The 21781-nt window shown below is 50.3% G+C and carries 1 protein-coding gene; it reads left to right on the top strand.

All coding sequences use genetic code 11. The annotated features are described in order from the left end of the window. The first annotated feature begins 91 nt into the window (after positions 1–91). On the top strand, positions 92–21763 hold the full coding sequence (locus Q0W37_RS01425) for a T9SS type A sorting domain-containing protein (RefSeq protein WP_297698059.1): 21672 nt from the start codon (positions 92–94) through the stop codon (positions 21761–21763). Positions 21764–21781: the final 18 nt, after the last annotated feature.

The raw sequence follows: 21781 nt of genomic DNA, 5'->3' as shown, positions 1-21781 counted from the left end.
GATGTTTTGCGGACTGTTTTCTTTATTTTTCATAGATGGGCTGGTTTTGCTTTTCTAGATTTTGTACGTAAACTTATTTTGGTAAACATATATGAAAACGAAAACAAAAGCGTTTTTCTTTGTTGCACTTGCAATTCTGTTTTCTACAACGGCTGCCTGGTCTGCGGCAGTTTCCCTGAGTGGTACTGCCTCTAGCGGATATTACATCAATATGCCTTCGGGCACCGACAACATCTTGGATCTCACGTCTTCAACCGTGACCAAGTTCAATGTTTATGATAATGGTGGAAGCTCGGGTTCGTATACTTCGAACTTTAACGGAGCTCTTACGATAACGGTTCCAAATAATAGGGTCCCCAAGATTACGGGTTCTATAAAAACGGAGGCTGGCTGGGATAAGCTGACCATCTATGATGGAACTACAACATCGGGCGATATATTGGTGGACGCCGTTAGTGGAACGAAGGATGTTGGTCCCGTTGCTCCTAGTGGCAAATCCGTGACGATTTACTTTCATTCAGATGGTACTACCGTATCCGATGGATTTGACTTGACCGTGGAATTGATTGATGCTTCTGTGACGTATTCTGTGAGCATTACTCAAAAGACGGGCGGATCTTTGACTGCCTCTAAGACGACTGCAACATATGGGACGGTAATTTCCTTGACTCCGACTCTTGCGACGGATTATATGCTTGACGGAATCAGTGTCTTGGGTGCGAATGATGTTCCTGTGAAGGTAAATGGGGATAGGTGGTATGCATCCGATGTTACGCCGACTTTTAAAATGCCTCTTTCAAATGTGAGAGTCGTTCCTTCTTATATATCCAAGGATAATTGGACTGCGACGGGTGGTCTTTCTATCAATGTGCCTGCAACAGGAACCCTGTCGGCTTCGATTCCTGCAGGAGTACAGTCGTTCAAGGTTTATGACGATGGCGGATATTCAACTGGAGACGGAGGTTCCTCTTATAACAGTAGCGGATACCTTAAATTAACCGCACCGGAAGGATGTGTTTTCCAGGTTAAGGGTTCGGTTGTTCAGCTGCAAAATTTGATTGGCTACCTGACCATTTACGATGGCGAAGATAATGAAGCCGATAAATTAGTTGATATGAATACTAGCGCTGATGGACGCGATATTGGTACTCATGTCAGTTCCGGCAATAAAATGACTATTTACTTCCACAATGGGGACAATGACCTTGATTTGGATGTCACCGTTGCTCAAACATCCGTTTCTCATGAAATTGCTGTTTCGGATGGGACTACGGGTGGCAGTGTGGCCGTGGTTGGTGGTATTACGGAAGCAGCTATTTCTACGAATATTTCCTTGGTTCTGGATCCAGATGAAGGGTATCTGCCCATAGGAGTTGACGTTGTTGCCGAAGATGGTCAGGTAAAGGTGAATATGCAGTCTTCTTTTATGACGGAGGCTTCTTTTTCGATGCCGTACTCAGATGTGACGATTACGCCTGTATATACCAGCGTCTTTAAGGCTAGTGCCGGTCTATACCATAATTTGCCGACAACGACAGTGGATCCGCAAAATATTACAATCCCCGAAGGAGTGGAATCGTTCAAGCTTTATGACGATGGCGGCGCTGATGGATATGGTTCCAAGGCTGCTAATGGCGTTACCGTGCTGACCGCTCCCGAAGGAAAAATAATGAAGTTTGACGGCTCGGCGACTTCTATTTATCTGGATCTCTATAATGGGAATGAACAGCTAGAATCTGCTAGATTCTTGAGCGTCGGTACTAGCAGTAGAAATGTCGAAGATCTCTATAGCACAAGTAATGTGGTGACTATAAGTAATGTTGGCTATGAATGGGGCAATGGAAATGTTGATTTTACGGTGACTCTTGTAGATGCTTCTGTTCCGCACGATGTTGATGTTGCGACTGTTTCTGGTGGTTCCATTGAAGGTATCTCGGAGGCGACCTATGGAGAAACGGTCTCTTTGACGGCTATTCCTGACGAAGATTATGCCCTTATAGAACTCAATGTCGTCGATGAAAAGGGCCGTTCGATAAGCTTGAGTAGAGATGCCGTAAATCAGAATAAATACTCCTTTACCATGCCGTATGGCAAGGTTACGGTGACGCCGCGTTTTGCAAATCCGAAAATCGCAACGTTTGATAGCGATGGCGCCTTGAATAATGGAACGTATTTCCACATGGAATGCGAAAATCGTGTGTGCGTGATTTCGCAGGGCGTTTCTGCGAATCCGACATCGGAGACTGACTTTAAGTACTGGTACCGCGGTACGATGCATGAGTGGTTGGTCTGTGATAAGGATCCTATGACTCATCAATATTACAACTGCCAGTATGGCCTTGTGGATTATTTGGAACAAAACTACTCCGGTTACTCCGTGAAACTTGCCGATACCTTGCGCTTTGGCGGCTACAAGGACGGTAAGTGCGCTATGCAGTTTGAACCCTTTACCGATGTAAGCGTAGATGGTAACGGCTATGCCATCGATGGCCTTTGCCAGAAAAACAAGGCGCGTCAGACGGGCCTAGTCTATGCCAATACCCAGGCGGTTACGATAGAAAATATTGCCTTGCTGAATGTGCACATAGAAGGTGCTTCTGGGCAGAATGTCGGTGTTATTGCCGGTAACGCTGCTGGTGGTATAACGATTTCTAACGTCAAGGTTAATAATTCGGATGTCACCGGCTCGGAAAATGTCGGTGGCTTTGTAGGGTATTCTGGCGGAGCTCTCGAAATTAAGAAATCATATTACGATGGTGATGTAACCGGCTCTGGAACATCGGCTGTGGTGGGTGGCCTTGTGGGTTCTGCGGTTACTAACGGCACGACTGTTACCATTAAGAACACCTACTCTGTGGGTGAGATTTCGGGAACGACGGCGGGCTACATTATTGGTAAAATAAGTTACGCCTTTGACGACGACTATGTATTTAACAACTATCACTTCGGTTCCGATGCGGTTGTGCTTGGTGTGGCAACCGTGAATAATACTGCCTATGATAATGATGTGTGGACGAGTGGCTCTAGCTACATTTTCGGTAACGTGCGTAATGCCTATACGGGAATGACGGCCAATGCCATGAATCTCTATCAGTATTATACATCCGGTGAAACCGTGCCGTATATGGATTTCTTCTCGTTTTCTTGTTATGAAGGGTCTTGCCTCTTTAATAGGAACGGTGTCGCAAGAGAAGCCGATATGAAGTCGGATAAGTTCGCGGCCTTGTTGAATACTAGCCCGGTTTCGCCTGCATTTGAAGCTGCTGTAGATGATTACGGTGTGTGGTACAGGTCAGATTACAGAAATAAAGGCCTGCCTGTGTTTGTGGAAGGTTCTCTGCGACCGAACCGTATGGTGACGATTCCTGTGCAGGAATCTGCGAATTTAACCGAAATGCAGAAAAATAGTCTCGGTGTCTACACTTACGTAGCGAACTTCTCTGATGGTTCGGAAAACTACGCTTCGGCAATGGTGGGCTATACCGATTCTACGGGAAATTTAAGTGATGATTTCAAGGGCAACGTTGAAAGCTTGATTGATGATGTTGACGACAATTTTGATGTCGTGATGCTAGTGGATAATCAGGGCCGCACGGTTTCGCTGGACGAACCGATTTCGTCCAATAAGCAGTGGCGTCTTGTGCTTCCTGCGACATACGAAGTCGTTTACCAGTATTGCGTTTCTAATGTCTGTGATGCTTTTGAAGATGTGACAGACAGGGCTCTTCTGTTCCTGTCTCCCAAGGTGGATGAATTTACAAATGATGCGACCGAGTTCCTGCTGATTCCGAATGTAGTGAGTCTCACGGGGCCAGAAACGGAGCCGTGGGCTACGGGATTGAGCTACACGGTCGAACTCCAGAAACCTGGTGCCGCTCCGGGAGCGTGGCTTTCCGTGGATGAATATGGCGGCATGTCCGATGGTACTATCTGGTCTTTTGCAGATATTGCGCAAAAAATCATGTCCGATGAAAGTTATGAAGATGTGAGCCGGGTAATCATAAAGTATAAGTCGAGGGAGCTTGGAGATAAATTCCCTGAAATCGTGATGCACCCGCAGTCGGCTTCGTCTTATCTCTATAAATTGTATGGCGAAGATGCCGATGGTGGAGAAGCCTACATTCACTATTCCAGTGCTGCAGGCATGGATGAAAATATTCTTTTTGCCGAAAAGATTCAGGCTTATGACTATGAGAAAAAAACGGGCTATAAGACGTTGGGCACCTATACGGCAACCTATAAGTACGATGCCTATAATGAGACCAATTGCACTACACACCCGAAGCAGAACTTTGTTGTGACGGAAAAGAACTTCGGTGAGGTGGATGCCCTTTTGGAAACGATGGGTGAATGTGCTACGGTTTCGTGGACGATTGGTGGCGAAGACAAAGAAAATTATCCCCATCTTGGCGTAAATGACAAGGTTGTCCTTTCGAATGTAAGGACCGCAAGGTCGGTCGCCGCAAGTCGCAATACAAATGAAATTAAGGATACCTTGATTATTGCTCCCGACTACGAGCTGATTAATTACAATGTGACCTTCAATTTTGCATTGCCTAGTTCGGAAACCGACAACTCGTTTATCTTTGTGGGGCGCAATTGGAAGACTTCGGGAAAATATACCGTTGAAGGTCCTTATTTCCCGAAGGTTTATACGATGAGATGCCCGACGATGCCTATTTGGTGGCCAACAGAGGGTGCGCAAATGCCTTTTGCGGGTGATTGGTATTACCATGAACGAGAATATGCCCAAAGGATAAATGGATCATTCTTGGCTAATGCAAATCTTGCCGAAGGTGAATTCGATATTACCGCTTATCCTTATTGGAATACGCAGGACTCTTGTAGTTTTTCACCTTCAACACTATCAATTGAATATGAAGGTGTTACTCCTACAGGAGCGCATTCTACGACGCTCCACCCTGAACATGTCACCGGAGCACTTGTCCTGAAGCAAAAACTGAGTGATGCACTTACAATCGTACACAAGATGGATTCGACCTATGATGCAGATGATAAGTTGACGTATATATCAACGGTATTGCCCCTTGTGGATGACACGTTGTCGTTTACCGTTTCTGCAATTCCGCAAGCGGGTTATGCGATTTCTATGATCGAATATGAAGAAAATGTTAACGTAAATCATGGCATTGATCCTACTGGCGAGACTGGTGTGACGCTTGGCTTTAACATTGAAGGCGAAGACACGACTCTCGTTGTGAACCCGGCGATGCTTGATGGACTCCTTTTCGCAATCCACTTCGATTACGTCAATTATAAGGTAATCTTTGCCCGCCCGATAGGGGATAACGTTCCGAAATCGGGTGACGACCCCGTTGAATTCTTTGTCGCGGATAGCTATGTGGGGAGCAACTGGAAAGATTCCCTGACATATACAGTCGCAAGTTCAGACAAGCAGATGCCCGCATTCTACGCGATGAATGGATGTATCGGCTGGTTAAAGACGGAAACCGATGGAACGACTTCGATCTTTAGGGAGTTCAACGATGCCGCTGCCGAGACATTCTCTGAGCGTACGGAACTTGTGTCGACCTATTTCACTCCGGAAGATGATGCGAACCTGTGTACAGAAGTTCCGACCGAAACCTTTACGGTGACGGGTCGCGCAGGCCTTAATGCGGAGCACCTGACGGGTATGGAACTCTGGCAGTTCGTGGCTGCGGATCATGCCGATACGATTAAGCATACGATGCATCCTGTTATAGACAATAATGATGAAAACGCTAAGATTTTCTCGATTGAAATCCCGAAGGTTACAGTAACCTCTGCGACGGGCGAAACGTCAATTGTTCCGTTTACCTTTGAAATCCATGCCATTTCTGAAGACGGATTTACGACGACGAGTAATTCGTATTATCGGAAGAGCGTTCAAGAAGCAGGTTCGCTGATGATTCCGTATGAAAACGGAACTCTTACGACGAACGGAAATAATGTGAATTTCTTTGTTGACCTGATGGACGCTAGCGCCTACTCGGTTGCATTTGAAACCGAAAATTGGGACAAAATTCAAGTGCCTAATGCCGATCATGCTTATAAGTATGCACTTTACATTGCCGATGAAGACCTTAATAGCTTTGAATCTTACACCTTTGGCGGTATGCAACAAAGGTTGCCGGTGCTATATGCGGCCTCGTTTGAGGAACCTAATAACAAATTTTCCCGTGTTATTGCCGGTTGGACCTTCAATAAAGATAAAGCTTATTGCGTAGTCGATGGTGGTAACGGCTGCGCTACGAGTAGTGGCGGTGAACTCTTTACTCACCTCTCTGGTGACTTGCTCGTTGCCGCTCTGACTGCCGCCGATAATGGTGATATAACGATAAAAGACAATGTCATTAAATTGTATCCTGTATGGGATATTCCAAAATATGGAGATGTATGGTATAGTGGTGTCAATTCAATCCAGGCGGGCTGCCCCGAGGGTATGGAGGGCTGTGGCGAATATGACCATCCGATGACGGTAACGCTTTCGCAGACGTTTACGCTTAATGGTGAACCGATCACCTTGTCGCATACTTTTGATGGGGCCGTCGAATTCCCCTGGGTGGAAGACTATAAGAGTATAACTCTAGATGTCGATTACAAGGCGAATCCTGGGTATGAACTCAGTTCTATAAAGTTGGAAAATACGAGCGAAGATGTTGCCGTGTACGATGGAACGAATAAGAAACTTCACATGATAACTCATACTGCGCGGACGAGCGCTAAGCTTGTTCCTGTAGATTTAACTTATGTTGACTACACCGTGACTTTTGATATCCGTTCTCTTCAGGATAGCGTCGTGGTACTGGGCAAGAGCTGGTATGACAGGCTTGACGAAAATGGACAGTTGCACATGAACGTGGGTACTGCTACAGAATTCCCGAATCTGTATGTGCGAGCAGACGATAATTGGTACAAAAATTTCAATTATGCTTTCTGGGCCAATGCGGTCAAGCAAGAGTCCGATTTCGATGATTATGAAGAATATAATGAATGGTGTTCAAAGTTTGTAAATACGTCGCAGAGGCCCGAGTTCGACTCGGAACTTCTCGGAAATCTCCTTGAGGAAGATCCCGCTGCAACTGCGATGACTGTTTATCCGTTACCTGTTGCGGATGTTGAATATGCTGTTAACGCATACTATATGTATATCAATTTGTGGTCGGATGAAGGCTATAGTGACGAATTCCATGGAAGTGTCGTGTTGTCGCAAACTTGGAACGGTTTGACGTTCAAACAGAAATCCTGGCTTACAAGCGCCGATGGTATGGAGGCCCATGCATTGTTATTCCCGGATGACGTTGTCGATGACACCTTGACCTTTGATGTGTCTTTTGAACCGGATCCTGGCTATGAAATGGAATTGGATGGATCTAATTTGTTGCCAGATGGACTTGAAGAAGAGGATGGTTGGGGCTATAATCCCGAAAAACAGACTTTGAAATTGCAGCCGTCTAAAATGTTCCGCTATACCTGTGATATGGCTGTCAGGTATCGTCCGTTGCATTACAATGTCCGCTATACCATTCCGGAAAATACGAAAGCGTTCGTTGCGAACCAGTACATAACTGCGGAAGATTCTTATGTGATCGACTGGTTTGACACGTTGTTGAATACGACTGCTGAAACCATTAACTCCAAGGTGCCTCTGCTCTATATGTCTAAGTTCGATGAGTCGTTGGATAAATGGAGAGGCTGCCGTGTGGATTGGAAGGTCGAAGACTCTGAAGATCATGAAAATAAGGGTATTGTCAATGAATTGGTCTACATGAAGACAATGGCCAGTGCCGAAGATGTCGAACTCAAGAACATTCTTATTCCGGACGAAAGCCAGGCGGTTTGCGACTCCTTCTCGTCTTTGAAGCAGACCTTGACGGTCGAAGGTAAAGGTTCTATCCACTTTGAACAGGTGCTGGATGTGACCCCTGTAGCTGAGGGTGACCCGGAACAGGCGGTAATCAAGCACTCCTTTGAGAATAGCGAAGATGAAAATTACATGCAGGTTCCTGCAATTCACCGTTATGCTTCCAATGGTTCGTGGACAACGGTGGGCTTTAAAGTGCGCGTCGTGGCTGAACCTGGCGAAGGTTACACCTTCGACAGTAAGAATGCCATTACCTACGAAAAGAATGTAGATGGTAACCATGAAACCATCGTTGTAGAAGACAGCTCTTTCGTGAACCTGATGAGGCCCTTGGCATGGAATGTCAAGTTCTCGAAGCTTGCCCCGATTTATGTGTCTTACGATTTGTCGCTTACTTCGGCTGACGATTCTGCGAACACTTATCTGCCACCGGAAGCGACGACTGCGGAATCGCTTGAACTTACAAGCAACACCGATACGGTTGCCTTCTGGAAACCGTTCCAGGTGGGTACCTGCTTCCAGGGCTGGTCTACGACGGCTGCTGCAAATTATACTGCAGATAATAGTGCTTACACGACCTTTAATGCGGGTAACTTTACCGAGTTCAGCACGAACCCGGACAACCCCACGAAACTGTATGCCATCTGGGGAGATAATTGCCCCGAAAATCGCAAGTTCTGGACCGTAGAAAATGAAACGAAGAAGGTTAAACTCGTGTTGTACCAGCTGTTTGGTGGCGACACCTTGTTCCATGAAGTTTCGAATGATTACGGCTTGGCACTTGAAGGCGAGGCTTTCGATGTTTACGTTGATCCTGTCAAGAGTACTCCGAAAACGGGCTACCGCTATGCAGAGGATGCTAAGTTTAGTCTCAAATACCAGTATGAGCTTCCGTTGGCAGAAGGCTCCGACCCTGCCTCTGAAACTGTGGAGGTTGAACCCGATGACGAAAATGGTGGCGTATGGCACCTGACTTCTGTCGATATTCCGTCGCCTATTTACACATTCTCGACGAATGTCACAGAGAAGGATTACCTGTTTGTGCTCGATGTCAATGCCGGGGATGCTTCGGTGTTCTATGGTACGGACTGGACCAAGAAAATGACTTTGACCGTTTCCAGTAACGACAAGTACTTCCCTTCTCGTCTGCGCCGTACGGAAGCCTGCTTTGAAGGCTGGGATCTTGTCGCTAGTATGGGTAATGGGCCTTATAGCGGCTTAGATGATGCAATTCATGTGTTGAACGATATTGTTCCGAAAAATGGAATGTTCATCACTGACGCTGGCGAAGAGGAAAACCGCGACTACTATCCGCTGTATGCCATGTGGGATGAAAGTTGCGAACCTTCGAACTATACGCTCACGACCGAAGTCCCGGCCTCTCAGGGGTCGTTCCGAATGGTCCAGAAAGTGGATGACGTGGTGTATGCGTACACGCTCGATGGTGACCATCCGCTTACGCTCCCGAATGACTACACGGTGGAATATGACACGGTCTCGTTCGTGCCTGCGGCAGGGCATACCCTTGCGACGGGTGCTCAGATTTCTGTCATCTATAATGCCGAAGACCTGGAACACGGAATCCATACGTTTGCGAATGCAAGCAAGTATCACTTTAGCGATTCGGCAAACTCCGAAGGTACGGCGGTTCTCGAAATCAGCAGCCTGAGCTCCGATGATTACGTACTGGTGTTCACCGAAAACGTGGGCGAAGGCGAAGACAAGCCGTTCCTGGGCGATTCCTGGGCGGACTTCATTACCGAAGCTTCCTTTGCCGAAGATGCAAACGGCAACTGGACAGTCGAGATCGGCTACAGTGCCACGAGTGAAAACAAGAAGTTCCCGACGGCTCTCTACCGTAACGGGAAGTGCCTGACAGGTTACACCTTTGCCGCCGGTGACAACACGGACGGTGCCTATACGGAACTGAGCGATGAGTTCATGCTCAAGTATGCTGAACTTGGACTTGAAAACCCCGTGACGCTCTACCCGTACTGGGAAGATTGCGACGACGTCTACACTGTGACCGCAAGCGATGCCGATCAGGGTGTCCTCACGCTGAAGCAGAAATTTGCGAAGGGTGAAACGGAAATCGTGCGTGAATATACCGTGGGTGCCGCGGGCATTGCCATCTCTTCGACGAACGATGATGTAACCTTCAGCGAAGTCAGTTTTGAACCGAATGAAGGCTCTAGCCTGATTCTCGATACGGAAAGAGATTACAGCTCCCGCGCCGATGCCGAAGCGGAATGGGCAACCTTGGCTGTGCCCTTTACCGTTACCTCGAATATGGAAATCAAGGCTCCGCTCCTGTTGCAGGCGAACTTTGCTCTTGACGCCAATGCCGAGGGCGTGTTCTACGGTCCTGACTTCAGCTGGAACTGGAGCTCCGAAAATGTGGCTTATGACGCTGTTCTGCCGAAGAACCTCTACCGTGCGGGTTACAACCTCGTGGGTTGGAAGTTCGATGGCGAAAAGGACGATGCTGCCAAGTTGCGCTACGACGACAGCTTTGCCGCCGCCTACATGGCTTACCAGGCCGCTCATGAAGGTGCTGCTCCCGATACGCTCCATGCGGTATGGTCTCGCGCAGGCCAGGTCGGTGTCTATACGCTTCAGGTTTCTAATGCGATGCAGGAAAGCAAGGCGGGTACGCTTACGTTTAGCCAGACGATTGGCGATTCGACGGTGGTCTCGACGATCGAAGGCGGCTCTCTCCTGGTTCCGGCCGTTGAAGGCCTCCAGTTGACGGCGAACTTCGCGATCGATACGGCGCACACATTCGATGGCGAAGAACCCATTAGCCTGTTGTCGGTGCAGGGCAATGTACTTGGCACCTACGCAAACGAAGGTACGATTACCTTTGATGAAACATTTGGTGCTCCTGGTGCTACGATTTATGTAGACGTAGCGACCACGGTGGATTCTTACACGTTTACTTTTGTCGTAAATACCGCAACCGACGATACCGTGTTCTACGGTTCGAACTGGGTTGGCCAAAAGACGTTCAGCATGGCTGACGAGGCGAACCTCTTCCCGACTTCGATCTACCAGACCGGAAAGTGCCTTGCAGGTTATGCCTTCAAGTCGACGGGAACCACGACCTACACGGGCATTGACGCCGCTTTCGTGGCCGACTACAAGAGCCGTGCCTCTAAGCCCAAGAAGCTTTACGCTATTTGGACAACGCCTGAAACGGACGAAACCTGCAGCCCGGTCAATGTGACGGTGAAGTCGGGCAATTCTGGTGACCAGGGCGTGTTCACCTTGACGAATGCCGACAACACCTTTACGGTATCCGAAGAAACCGCCATCACGGTTCCGGTTGCAGAGGATCTCGATTTCAACGTGACCTTTACCGCTCAAAGCGCCTTTGGCGACTATGGCGATAAGGATATTGCGGTGGTTATCGGCAAGACGACCACGAAGTTCGTGAACGGCGAAGCCTTTAAGTTCTCTGACCCGACCTACGAAGCCATCCTGAAGGCCGATGTAGAATCGAAGGCTGTTGAATTTGCCCTGAACACGAATGCAGGTGATGCAAATGTGTTCTACGGTGCGAGCTACCAGAGCAACTGGACTTCTACGACCGCTGAATATGACGATGCCTTCCCGTCAAGCATTTACCGTACCGATGCGGAATTTGCAGGCTGGGCCTTTACCGAAACGGCAACGGTCGGCTTTACGAAGTTCGACAATGACTTCATGGCGGCCTACGCCGAAGCTTCTGCCGAAGGGGAAACTGCTCCGACAACGCTTTATGCCGTATGGATTGAACCTGAAACGGAAATCGAAACGGCGACGATTACCTCGAAGAGCCTCGATGAAGGCGACTTCGTTGTTGCCCAGTTTGTCGGCGAAGATTCTATCGGCTACTCTGTCGGTGCCAATGGTGTAGAGGTGCCTTTGAATGCGGACCTTGAATTCAAGGCCTATTTCAAGGCGGATGCGGATCATTCGCTTGCATCTATCAGTACGCCGATTAATCTTTATGTGGATGGCGAAGAAACGGCTTCTGCGAAGATTGCAAACGGTGGCGTGTTTACGGTAACGGGCGATATTGCTATCGAAGCGAACACCGCCGCGGACTGCTACGAATTCGTGTTTAACGTGAATGCAGGCGAAGAAACGGTGTTCTACGGTTCGAGCTGGAATGAATCGATGCTTTCGACCGATGAAACGAAGGCTTTCCCGACCTCGGCCTACCGCACCGATAAGTGCTTGAACGGTTTCGCTTTCGAAGCTGAAAACCCGACGGTGACTTACAACGAAATTTCGGATGAGTTCCTCATGACCTTCAAGGAAAGTGGCATTCCTTCTCCGGCGACGCTTTACGCCGTATGGAGTGAATGCGAAACGACTCCTGAAGTTTACACCGTGAATGTGAAGAATACTCTGGACGAAGGTGCGTTCACCTTGTTGAACGAAGTGGACGGAATTTCGAAGGAATATAAGCTGGACAGGGAACATTCTCTCACGGTTCCGGCTGCATCTGACCTGAAGTTCTACGTATCGTTTAACGCAAACAATGCGTTCGCCTATACGGGAAATATCAATGTCGTTGACCTGAGCGGTGATGTTCCTGTGACGCTTGACGAAATCGAAGAGGGCGACGCCTACCGCTTTACGCAGAGCGCAACGCTTGAAGCCCTGACGACGTTCGGTGTTGTCGAATTCGCTTACGACCTGAACGCGGGCAATGCAAACGTGTTCCTGGCAAGCGATTTCGAAGGTCTTGACTGGAATGTGACTGCCTACGGTGATGCGTTCCCTGCAAAGATGACCCGTACCGACAAGGTGTTTGCGGGCTGGGCATTCACCAGGGATGCAACGGTTGGCTACACTGCCTACGACAATGAATTCGTTGCCGCGTACGAAGAATTCAGCGCCGGTCGCGAAACTCCGGAAGAAATGGACACGCTGTATGCGGTGTGGGCTGAATCTGAACAGCCGATCGAAACGTACAATGTTGTCTTGAGTACGCTCAATGCGGGTGTCCTTACGCTCTCGCAGTCGGTGGCTGGCGTTACGCAGACCTATGAGGTTGATCCGGTCGGAGGCATTGAAATTCCGGTGAACGGAAACCTCGAATACTCCGTCCTCTTTACGAGCGACTTTGAACATACGGTTGCCACCGGTACGCCGATTACCATTACATGGATTGTCGATGACCTGGGCAATACGGAAGAAGAATCTATCGCCAATGGCGGCCAGTTCGAATTCAAGGGCAAGAGCTACGTGGCTGTGGCCCTGGATGCCGACAAGTACGAACTGGTGTTCAACGTGAATGCCGCCTCTACCGATACGGTGTTCTACGGAAGTGAATGGTTTGCAAAGAAGACTTACGACATGGGTGTCGAAGAATCCCGTGCGTTCCCGACCTCCATTTACCAGAACGGTAAGTGCCTTGCGGGCTTTGCGTTCAAGAAGAAAAATCCGGACGCAGTCTTCACGGAAGTCGGACAGGACTTCGTGAACGCCTACAAGAGCCTGAGTTCTCCGACAAAGAACCTCTACGCCGTGTGGACGACTGAAGATTGCGACCAGACGAGTGTGACGGTTGCCTCGGCCAATACGGCTGCCGAAGGTAATTTCACCTTAACGGATGCGAAAAACGACTACGTGGTTTCTGCGGATGCCCCTGTGACGGTACCTGTTGCCGAAGATCTGAGCTTCAGGGTGGCATTCGTTTCGGGTGACCTCTATAAGGATTATGATTCCGGAATCATCGGTGTCAAGATGGGTAGCAAAACGGCCTATTTTGGCAATGACGATCATTACCTGTTTACGGTTGATGCTCAGTTGAGCGCTTCTGTAACGCCGAAGACCGTGGTAATTGCCCTCGATGCAAATGCGGGTAGTGCAAACGTCTTCTACGGTAAGGATTATACGGGCTCCTGGAGTTCCAAGAATGTCGACTTCGATGGCGAAGCTCCGCTTCCGACCGAAGGACTCTACCGTACCGACGCAGTCCTTGCCGGTTGGGCCTTTACGGCACTCGCCGACAATTCCGAAGAAGGCATGTTCACGAAGTTCGACAAGGACTTCATGGCGGCCTACGCAGCCGCTTACGCCGAACAGGAAACGGCTCTGGCAACGCTGTATGCCGTGTGGAAGACAGAAACTGAACGCGCCACTTACACGATTGCCTCGGGAAGCCTCGACGAAGGTAGCCTTGTGGTTTCTCAGATTGTCGGCGAAGATTCCATCGGCTATGCGGTTTCCGAAAATGGCCTCACGGTTCCTGCCGAAAGTGGACTTGAATTCAAGGCCTACTTTGTGGCGAATGAGGGCTATTCGCTCGCTGCGCTTACAAAGCCGCTCGATCTCTACCTGGATGGTTCTGAAACGCCTTCGAAGTCCATTGCAAATGGCGGTGTGTTCGAAATCCAGGATAACACCACGATTAAGGCGAACACCTCCTCGGGTGAATACGAAGTGGTCTTTGACGCTAACGCCGGTGATGCAGCCGTGTTCTATGGCGAGGCCTGGATAACTAGTATCCGCTACGACATGTCCGCATCCGAGATTGCTTTCCCGACTTCGCTGTACCGCACCGACAAGTGCCTGGATGGTTTCGCTTTCGAAGCTGAAAACCCGACGGTCACTTATAGGGAAATCAATACCGATTTCTTGGCGGCGTTCAGGAACGGAAATTACGAATCTCCTGTAACGGTCTACGCCGTGTGGGGTGAATGCGAAACGGAACCCGAAGTTTATGTCGTGTCTGTCATGAACCCGGTGGTGGAAGGTTCGTTCACCTTAACAAACGCTGCGGGCGACAACTCTGTCGAATACACGCTGGATAAGGATCATCCGCTCTCGATTCCGGCTGCCGAAGACGTGAAGTTCACCTGGGAATTCCGCGTGAACGAAGCCTTTGGCTATGAAGGCGAAAAGCTCTTCTCTGCTGCAGATGGTTCTGACCTGAACTACGACCACGGTGCCTACACCTTTACGCAGAATACGAAGATGAAGGCCCTGCTGACCTATCCTGAATTCGACTACGACCTGAACGTTGCTAGCGGCGTGAAGCTGTTCTTCCCGAACGACTTCGAATGGACTGCCGCAGAACGCGATGCGGCCTTGCCTGCAAAGATTTACCGCACCGACATGAAACTGGTGGGCTGGGCACTTACTGCAACGGCAACCGAAGGCTTTACCGCTTATGACGATGATTTCGTAGAAGCTTATGCGGCGTTCTACGCCGAAAATGGTGAAAACATCAACCGTCATAGTCAGAAACTTTACGCGGTGTGGTCGGATGCGGTTGCTCCGGAAACCTACCTGGTGACCGCTACGAACCTCGATGCGGGTGAGCTGACTCTTGAATTGTCTGTCGCCGGACAAGACGAGATTTACACTGTCGATGAATCCGGTCTTGAAATTCCTGCCGTAGAAAACCTCGAATTTGCGGTGAATTTCGAACTCAAGGATGGCTACGCCATTGCCGACGAACAGCCCATCAAGTTCATGGATGGCCTTGGCAATGTGGTTGCCTCTGTTGAAAACGGCGGAACCTTCACGGTTACGGACGAACTTGTGACTGCCGGTAAGATTGTCATCGCAGTGGATGCTTCTGCCGAAATCTATGAATTCGCCTTCGACGTGAACGCGGGCAACGCTACGGTGTTCTACGGAACAGGGTGGTTTGACTCCAAGACTTACGACCTGTCCAACGAAGACGAAGACTTCAGCTTCCCGCATTCGATTTACCGCTCGGATGACAAGTGCCTTGCTGGCTATGCCATTTCGCCGACGGAAACGGATCCTGACGAGGCTAGAAACTCCATTGCTTCTTCGGAATACTTTGCCGAAGCCTACAAGGCTCTGGAAACGAAGCCGATGAAGCTCTATGCCGTGTGGTATGATTGCGAACAGGATTACGTGACGATTGCTTCGGGTAACGCCGATATCGAAGGCGTGTACACCCTGACGAATGCGGGTAACACCTTTGCGGTGAACGCTCTCAGCTCTCTGAAGGTGCCCGATGTGGATCTCGAATTCAGTGTTGCATTTACTGCCGGTAGCGCCTACGAAGATTACAGCGATAAGGATATTACCATCACAATGGGCAAGACGACCGAAACGATTGGTAATGGCGATGTCGCTACCTTTACGCGCAATGCCGAACTCTATGCCGCTGTAACGCCGAAGTCTGTGGAATTCGCTCTCGACGTGAACGCAAATGACGTGTTCTACGGCAAGGATTATACGGGAACCTGGAAATCTGATGCCGGCTACAGAGACGATGCCGCGCTCCCGACTGCAGGGATCTACCGCACTGGCGCCGTGCTTGCGGGCTGGGCCTTTGCGGCACTCGATGACGATTCCGAAGAAGGTGTGTTCACGAAGTTCGATAAGGACTTCATGGCGGCCTACGCCGATCAGGAAACGGCTCCGACAAAGCTTTACGCTGTGTGGAAGACCGAACCTGAACGCGCCACTTACACGATTGCATCGAAGAGTCTTGATGCCGGCGACCTGACGGTTGCCCAGTGGGTGCTCGGAGATTCTCTCGGGTATGCAATCGGTGAAGACGGACTCAAGGTTCCTGCCGAAAGCGATCTTGAATTCAACGCCTATTTCGTTGTAAATCTGGAACATACGCTTGCCTCGGTGACGAAGCCGCTCATTCTTCTGGATTCCGATGACGAGCAGTCCATTGTGGGTACGATCACAAACGGCGGCACCTTCAGCATGACAGGCGATGTGTTTGTCAAGGCGAATGTCTCTGGCGATGTCTACGAGTTTGCCTTCAATACGAACTCGGGTGACGCTACGGTGTTCTACGGTGAAAATTGGGTCGCCGAAAATACCTACGACATGGCCTCTGCCGAAACCCGTCAGTTCCCGATGTCGCTGTACCGCACCGACAAGTGCCTCGCGGGCTTTGCCTTTGACGCTGAAAACGCTACGACGGCTTACCGCGAATTGGATGATGACTTTATGAAGGCCTTCAAGGAAGGTGAATTCAGCTCGCCCATGACGCTTTACGCCGTGTGGGATGAATGTTCGGGTGATCGTGAAAATTACACGGTGACCGTCGAAAACACTGCCGAAGAAGGCAAGTTCGTCTTGACGAACGCCGTGGGCGATATCAAGGCTGTGTATGAACTGGATGGCTCCTTCACGGTTCCTGCGGGCGAAGACCTCAAGTTTGCGGTTCACTTCGAAGCGAACGGAGCCTATAGCTACAATAACGCTATCGAGGTGCTTGCCTCGAACGGTGTTGACGACATTATGCTCGAACAGCTCGAAGACGGTGCTAAGTACGGCTTTGGCGAAAGCGTGAGACTGAAGGCTGAAACGGACTTCTCTGTCGTCGAATTTGCCTACGACTTGAATGCAAATGGTGCAAACGTGTTCTTCTCGAACGATTTCGAAGGACTGAACTGGACCGTGGCTAGCTACGGTGATGCTTTCCCGACGAAGATCTACCGCACGGGTAAGAAGCTTGCGGGCTTTGCATTCACCAGGGATGCAACCGTTGCTTACACCGCCTACGACAACGACTTCGTGAGTGCGTATAAGGAGTTTGCGGCAAGCCGCGAAGAATCCGAAACGCTCGACACCTTGTATGCCGTGTGGACCGCAGACGACGAAACCGGAACCTACACGGTTACCTCGGCTGGTACGAATGTGGGTGTCCTTACGCTCTCGCAGTCGGTATCTGGTTTCGGTGGCTCGTATGAAATCGGTTCGACGGGTCTTGAAATCCCCGCTGTTGAAAACCTCGAATTCAGCATGAGCTTCGTGGCTGACTACCAGTACACCGTTGCAAGCGGCAAACCGCTGAAACTCAGCTGGACCGATGCCATGGGTGTGGTGCTGAAGGATTCCGTTGCGAATGGTGGTGTGTATGAATTTACGGCATCTACTGTCGTGAGCGTGAATATGGCTGCCGATGTCTACAAGTTCGCCTTCGATGTGAACGCAGAATCGGCCGATACCGTGTTCTACGGCACGAACTGGTTTGCTAAGAAAACGTATGACCTTGGCGACGAAGAACTTGCTCGTGAATTCCCGACCTCGATTTACCAGACGGATAAGTGCCTGGTCGGTTACGCCTTCGAGTCGACCGCCTCTGAAGAGAATGTGTTCACTAAGCTCGATACGGACTTTATCGTGGCTTACAAGGCTCTCGACGTAAAGCCGAAGAAACTCTACGCCGTATGGACGACTCCTGAAGCAGATGAAACCTGCGCTCCGGCTTACGTGACACTTTCGTCTGATAATGCCACTGAAGAAGCCGTGTTTACGGTGAGCGACGCTTACAATAGCTATGTGGTTGAACCTGGGGTAACCATCAACGTGCCCAAGGCCTCTGACCTGATGCTCAAGGTATCTTACAGCATTGGTCGCGGATACAACCTGTATGCGGCAAGCCTGCTCGATGAATCGGGCGACAGCTACGGCTACCTGCTGGACAACACGGAATACCGCTTTGACGTAAATACTGTCTTGCATGCCGATGTGACGGTCAAGAGCGTAGGTGTTGTGTTTGCCATGAACGCAGGTGATGCTGCGGTGTTCTACGGCAAGGACTTTGTACGCGACTGGAACATTGCCGATGTTGAATTCGGCGAGGCTCTTCCTGTAAACGTGTACCGCACCGATGCTAAGCTTGCGGGCTGGTCGCTGAGACCGCTCCCGGGTGTAGCTGAAGAAGGCGTGTATGCCTCTGTAGACGAAGCCTTTATCGCCGCGTTCAAGAAGCATGTCGAATCCCGCGAATCCTTCGATACGCCGGATACGCTCTATGCCGTGTGGAAGACGGTGAACAATAGGCCGACTTACACGGTGTCGATGGCGAACAGGGCTTCCGAAGGTTCGTTCGTGCTCGCAAACGGCGCCGCCGGATTCGGCTCCAACGAGTATGTGATTGACGGAAGCCGTACGCTTGAGGTTCCTGCCGAAAGTGACCTCCTCTTTACGGTCGAATTCAAGCAGAGCTCTGAAAAGGCCAGGTACCACGCCATTAGCGTTCTGCCTCTGGATAGTGAAAATCCGGTGGGCTACCTTGCCTCGGGTGACGAATTCAACTTCAAGTCCGACGTAAGACTCCGCGCCATGAACGTGATCGACGCTATCGAATTCGCTCTCGACGTGAATGCGAAGGGCAAGAACGTGTTCTTCGGTCGCGACTTCCGCGAATTCAAGTGGACGGCAAGCGCCTATGGACAGGAACTTCCCACGGGAATCTACCGTGCCGACGCCAAGCTCGCCGGTTGGAGCTTCAACAAGAAGGCGAATCCCGAACAGGCCTTTACCACGTTCGACGACGCCTTTGAAGAAGCTTACGAAAAGGCGTATGAAAAACTGCTTGAAACGGGCTTGATGGAAGAATCTCTTGGTGGCAACCTGGATTGGTCCAACATTCAGGAACGCTACGGTATGGACTTCACTCAGGTTCGTACTCCGGTGCTCTATGCCGTGTGGGAATCCGCTACGGTCGAAACGAAGCAGATCGTGTCGAAGAGCCTGAAACAGGGTACGCTCTCGATTGTCCAGAAGGTGGGTGATTCGACGTTCACCTATGTGGTCGGCGAAAAGGGCATGAAGGTTCCGTCCGTCACGGACGACGAACTGATGGTCATCGCTCACTTCGAATCGGATCCGGCTTGGCTCCTGATGGGTGAAAAGCCCTTGATTTGGAAGACCTCTACGGGCGCCGATACGACCGAGAATGACTTTGTCGGAATGCTTAACGAAATGCCGAAGAAGGTTACGTTCAGCGTTATCGCCAAGTACATCGGATTCCACCTGGTGTTCAATGTCGATTCGAAGGAAACGTCTAAGGAAAAATTGTTCTATGGTGATGACTGGGTTGCAGAAGACGATGTGACCGCAAGCGAACATGCTGTTCTTCCGGCTGTCGTCTATAGCGCAAACCGTTGCCTTGCCGGCTGGAGCGTCTCTTCCAAGAGCAAGTCGCTCTACACGACCATGAACGACAACCTTGCAAACGAAATCTATACCGCCTATCCGAATCTGGATGAAACGACGAAGGTTCCGCTTTACGCTCGCTGGAGCCAGAATGTGGAAGATTGCGCTGGCTACTTCACCCGCATCTCTGTCGAACATGATAAGGATAAGGTGATGTTCGTCGAGAACAGGGATGGCAAGGAAGTTGTCCATAACTTCAACAACAGGGGCACGATGCTCCTGCCGGAAGACATCGTAAGCTTCGACTGGACGCTGCGTACCGCTCCGGATTCGAGCTTCATGCTTGATTCTCTCCTGATGTTCCGTGGCGAAAAGATCGTGGCGAAGCTGACGGAAGGCTCTCAGTTGCCGGGCAATATGGAAGATGTGGTTCTGGTGCCCTTCTTTGGCAAGAGCAACAAGACTCCGATTACCCTTGTCGAAAAGTCGTTTGCCCAGAGTGGCAATGCGGTCCAGATGAGCTTCAAGGCAAGCGAATTCGAAGTGACCCGCAAGGCCTCTGCTAGGGTGCAGTTGATTGATACGACAACCAATGTGGTGATTCTCGACTCCCTGCTTGGCGATTCTGTCGCGATGGGATACGCCGATGACGTGGTGTTGCATGTGACGAAACCTGGCGATTACAGGGTGGTCGTGACGATTGGCGATGAAAAGGAATCTGACGAATACGACGGATTCTTCTCGATCAAGTCGCAGATTGCCTCGGTTGCAAAGGACAGCTGGCAGATGATTTCGCTTGCGGCGGTCGATACGTCGGCCCTCAAGTGGGATAACGACCAGGTGTTCTACTGGTGGGACGAACAGGGTACGGGTGACTTCTGGCAGTACAAGCGCTACTACAGGGGCGATGAAATCGTCAAGGAACGTGGCGCCTGGTACAGCTCTCTGAAGGCTCGTCCCTTGGTGCTGCGCACCGACCTCGAAGAGGAACGCGAAGATATCGTGTGGGAACTCGATAGCGTAAGTACCGGCTGGAACCTGGTGGCGAACCCCTATGGTTGGGACGTAAGCCTGTTCTCGAACCGTCCGGATGCGGACAAGGCCTTCGACGAACAGTCGGAAGTCACCTTCTGGCGCTATAACGCACAGACGTCCGACTACGAGGAAGTCCACTACCTGAAACCTTACGAAGCCGTATGGGCAAAGGTGTCTAAGAAGATGACCTGGATGGTTTCTTCTGCTCCTGTGTTCAATGCCGAAGAACCGGCTCTGGAATCCGAAGCTCCTGAAGCCGGCGATACGGTTGCCTTCGAAAAGCGCATCTTGGCGAAGGCTTCTACTAAGGATCGCTGGACACTCCAGGCCGTACTTTCCGATAAGAACGGCAGACAGGACGCCTGGAACATCCTGGGTGCGGGCAACAATCCGTTTAGTGCCGAAGAGCCGCCTTCTAGCATGGGCGACCATGTGAACTTCGCTATTCTTGACAACAAGAAGACTTTGGCGAAGTCCATCAAGGAATCTTCGGATGAAATGGAATGGACGGTTGCCCTGTCCGCTTCGAGCGACCGCGTGGGTTACCTGAAACTTGCCGGTATCGAAGGTGTCAAGGCATTCGGTTACCGCGTGTATGTAACGGTGGACGGCAATACGACCGAAATGCAGGAAAATGTTCCGCTGACGGTTTACCTGAAGTCTAGCGTCAAGACCGCTACGGTGCGCGTTGCACCGACGGCACGTACCGTGGTGACAAAGAAGATCGATGGCCTGCGTACCACCCGTCTTGGAAACCGTCTGCAAGTCTCGTTCAACGTGTCCGAAGGCCTCGCTGGCGAAAAGACCCGCGTCGACCTGATGGATATGAAGGGTCACGTAGTCTCGACCGTTTCGGCTCAGGCTCTCAATGGATCGAACGCCTTGATGCTTGACCTTCCGAAGTCCGGCCTCTATATGATCCGCGTCCGTGCAGGCTCGCAGCAACAGGCGACTAAGATTGCGGTGAAGTAAAAGGTGCCCGCCATTTTG

Source organism: uncultured Fibrobacter sp., from assembly GCF_947166265.1.
In the GTDB taxonomy this organism is placed as follows: Bacteria; Fibrobacterota; Fibrobacteria; order Fibrobacterales; family Fibrobacteraceae; genus Fibrobacter.
This window is presented reverse-complemented; position numbering and strand designations above follow the sequence as displayed.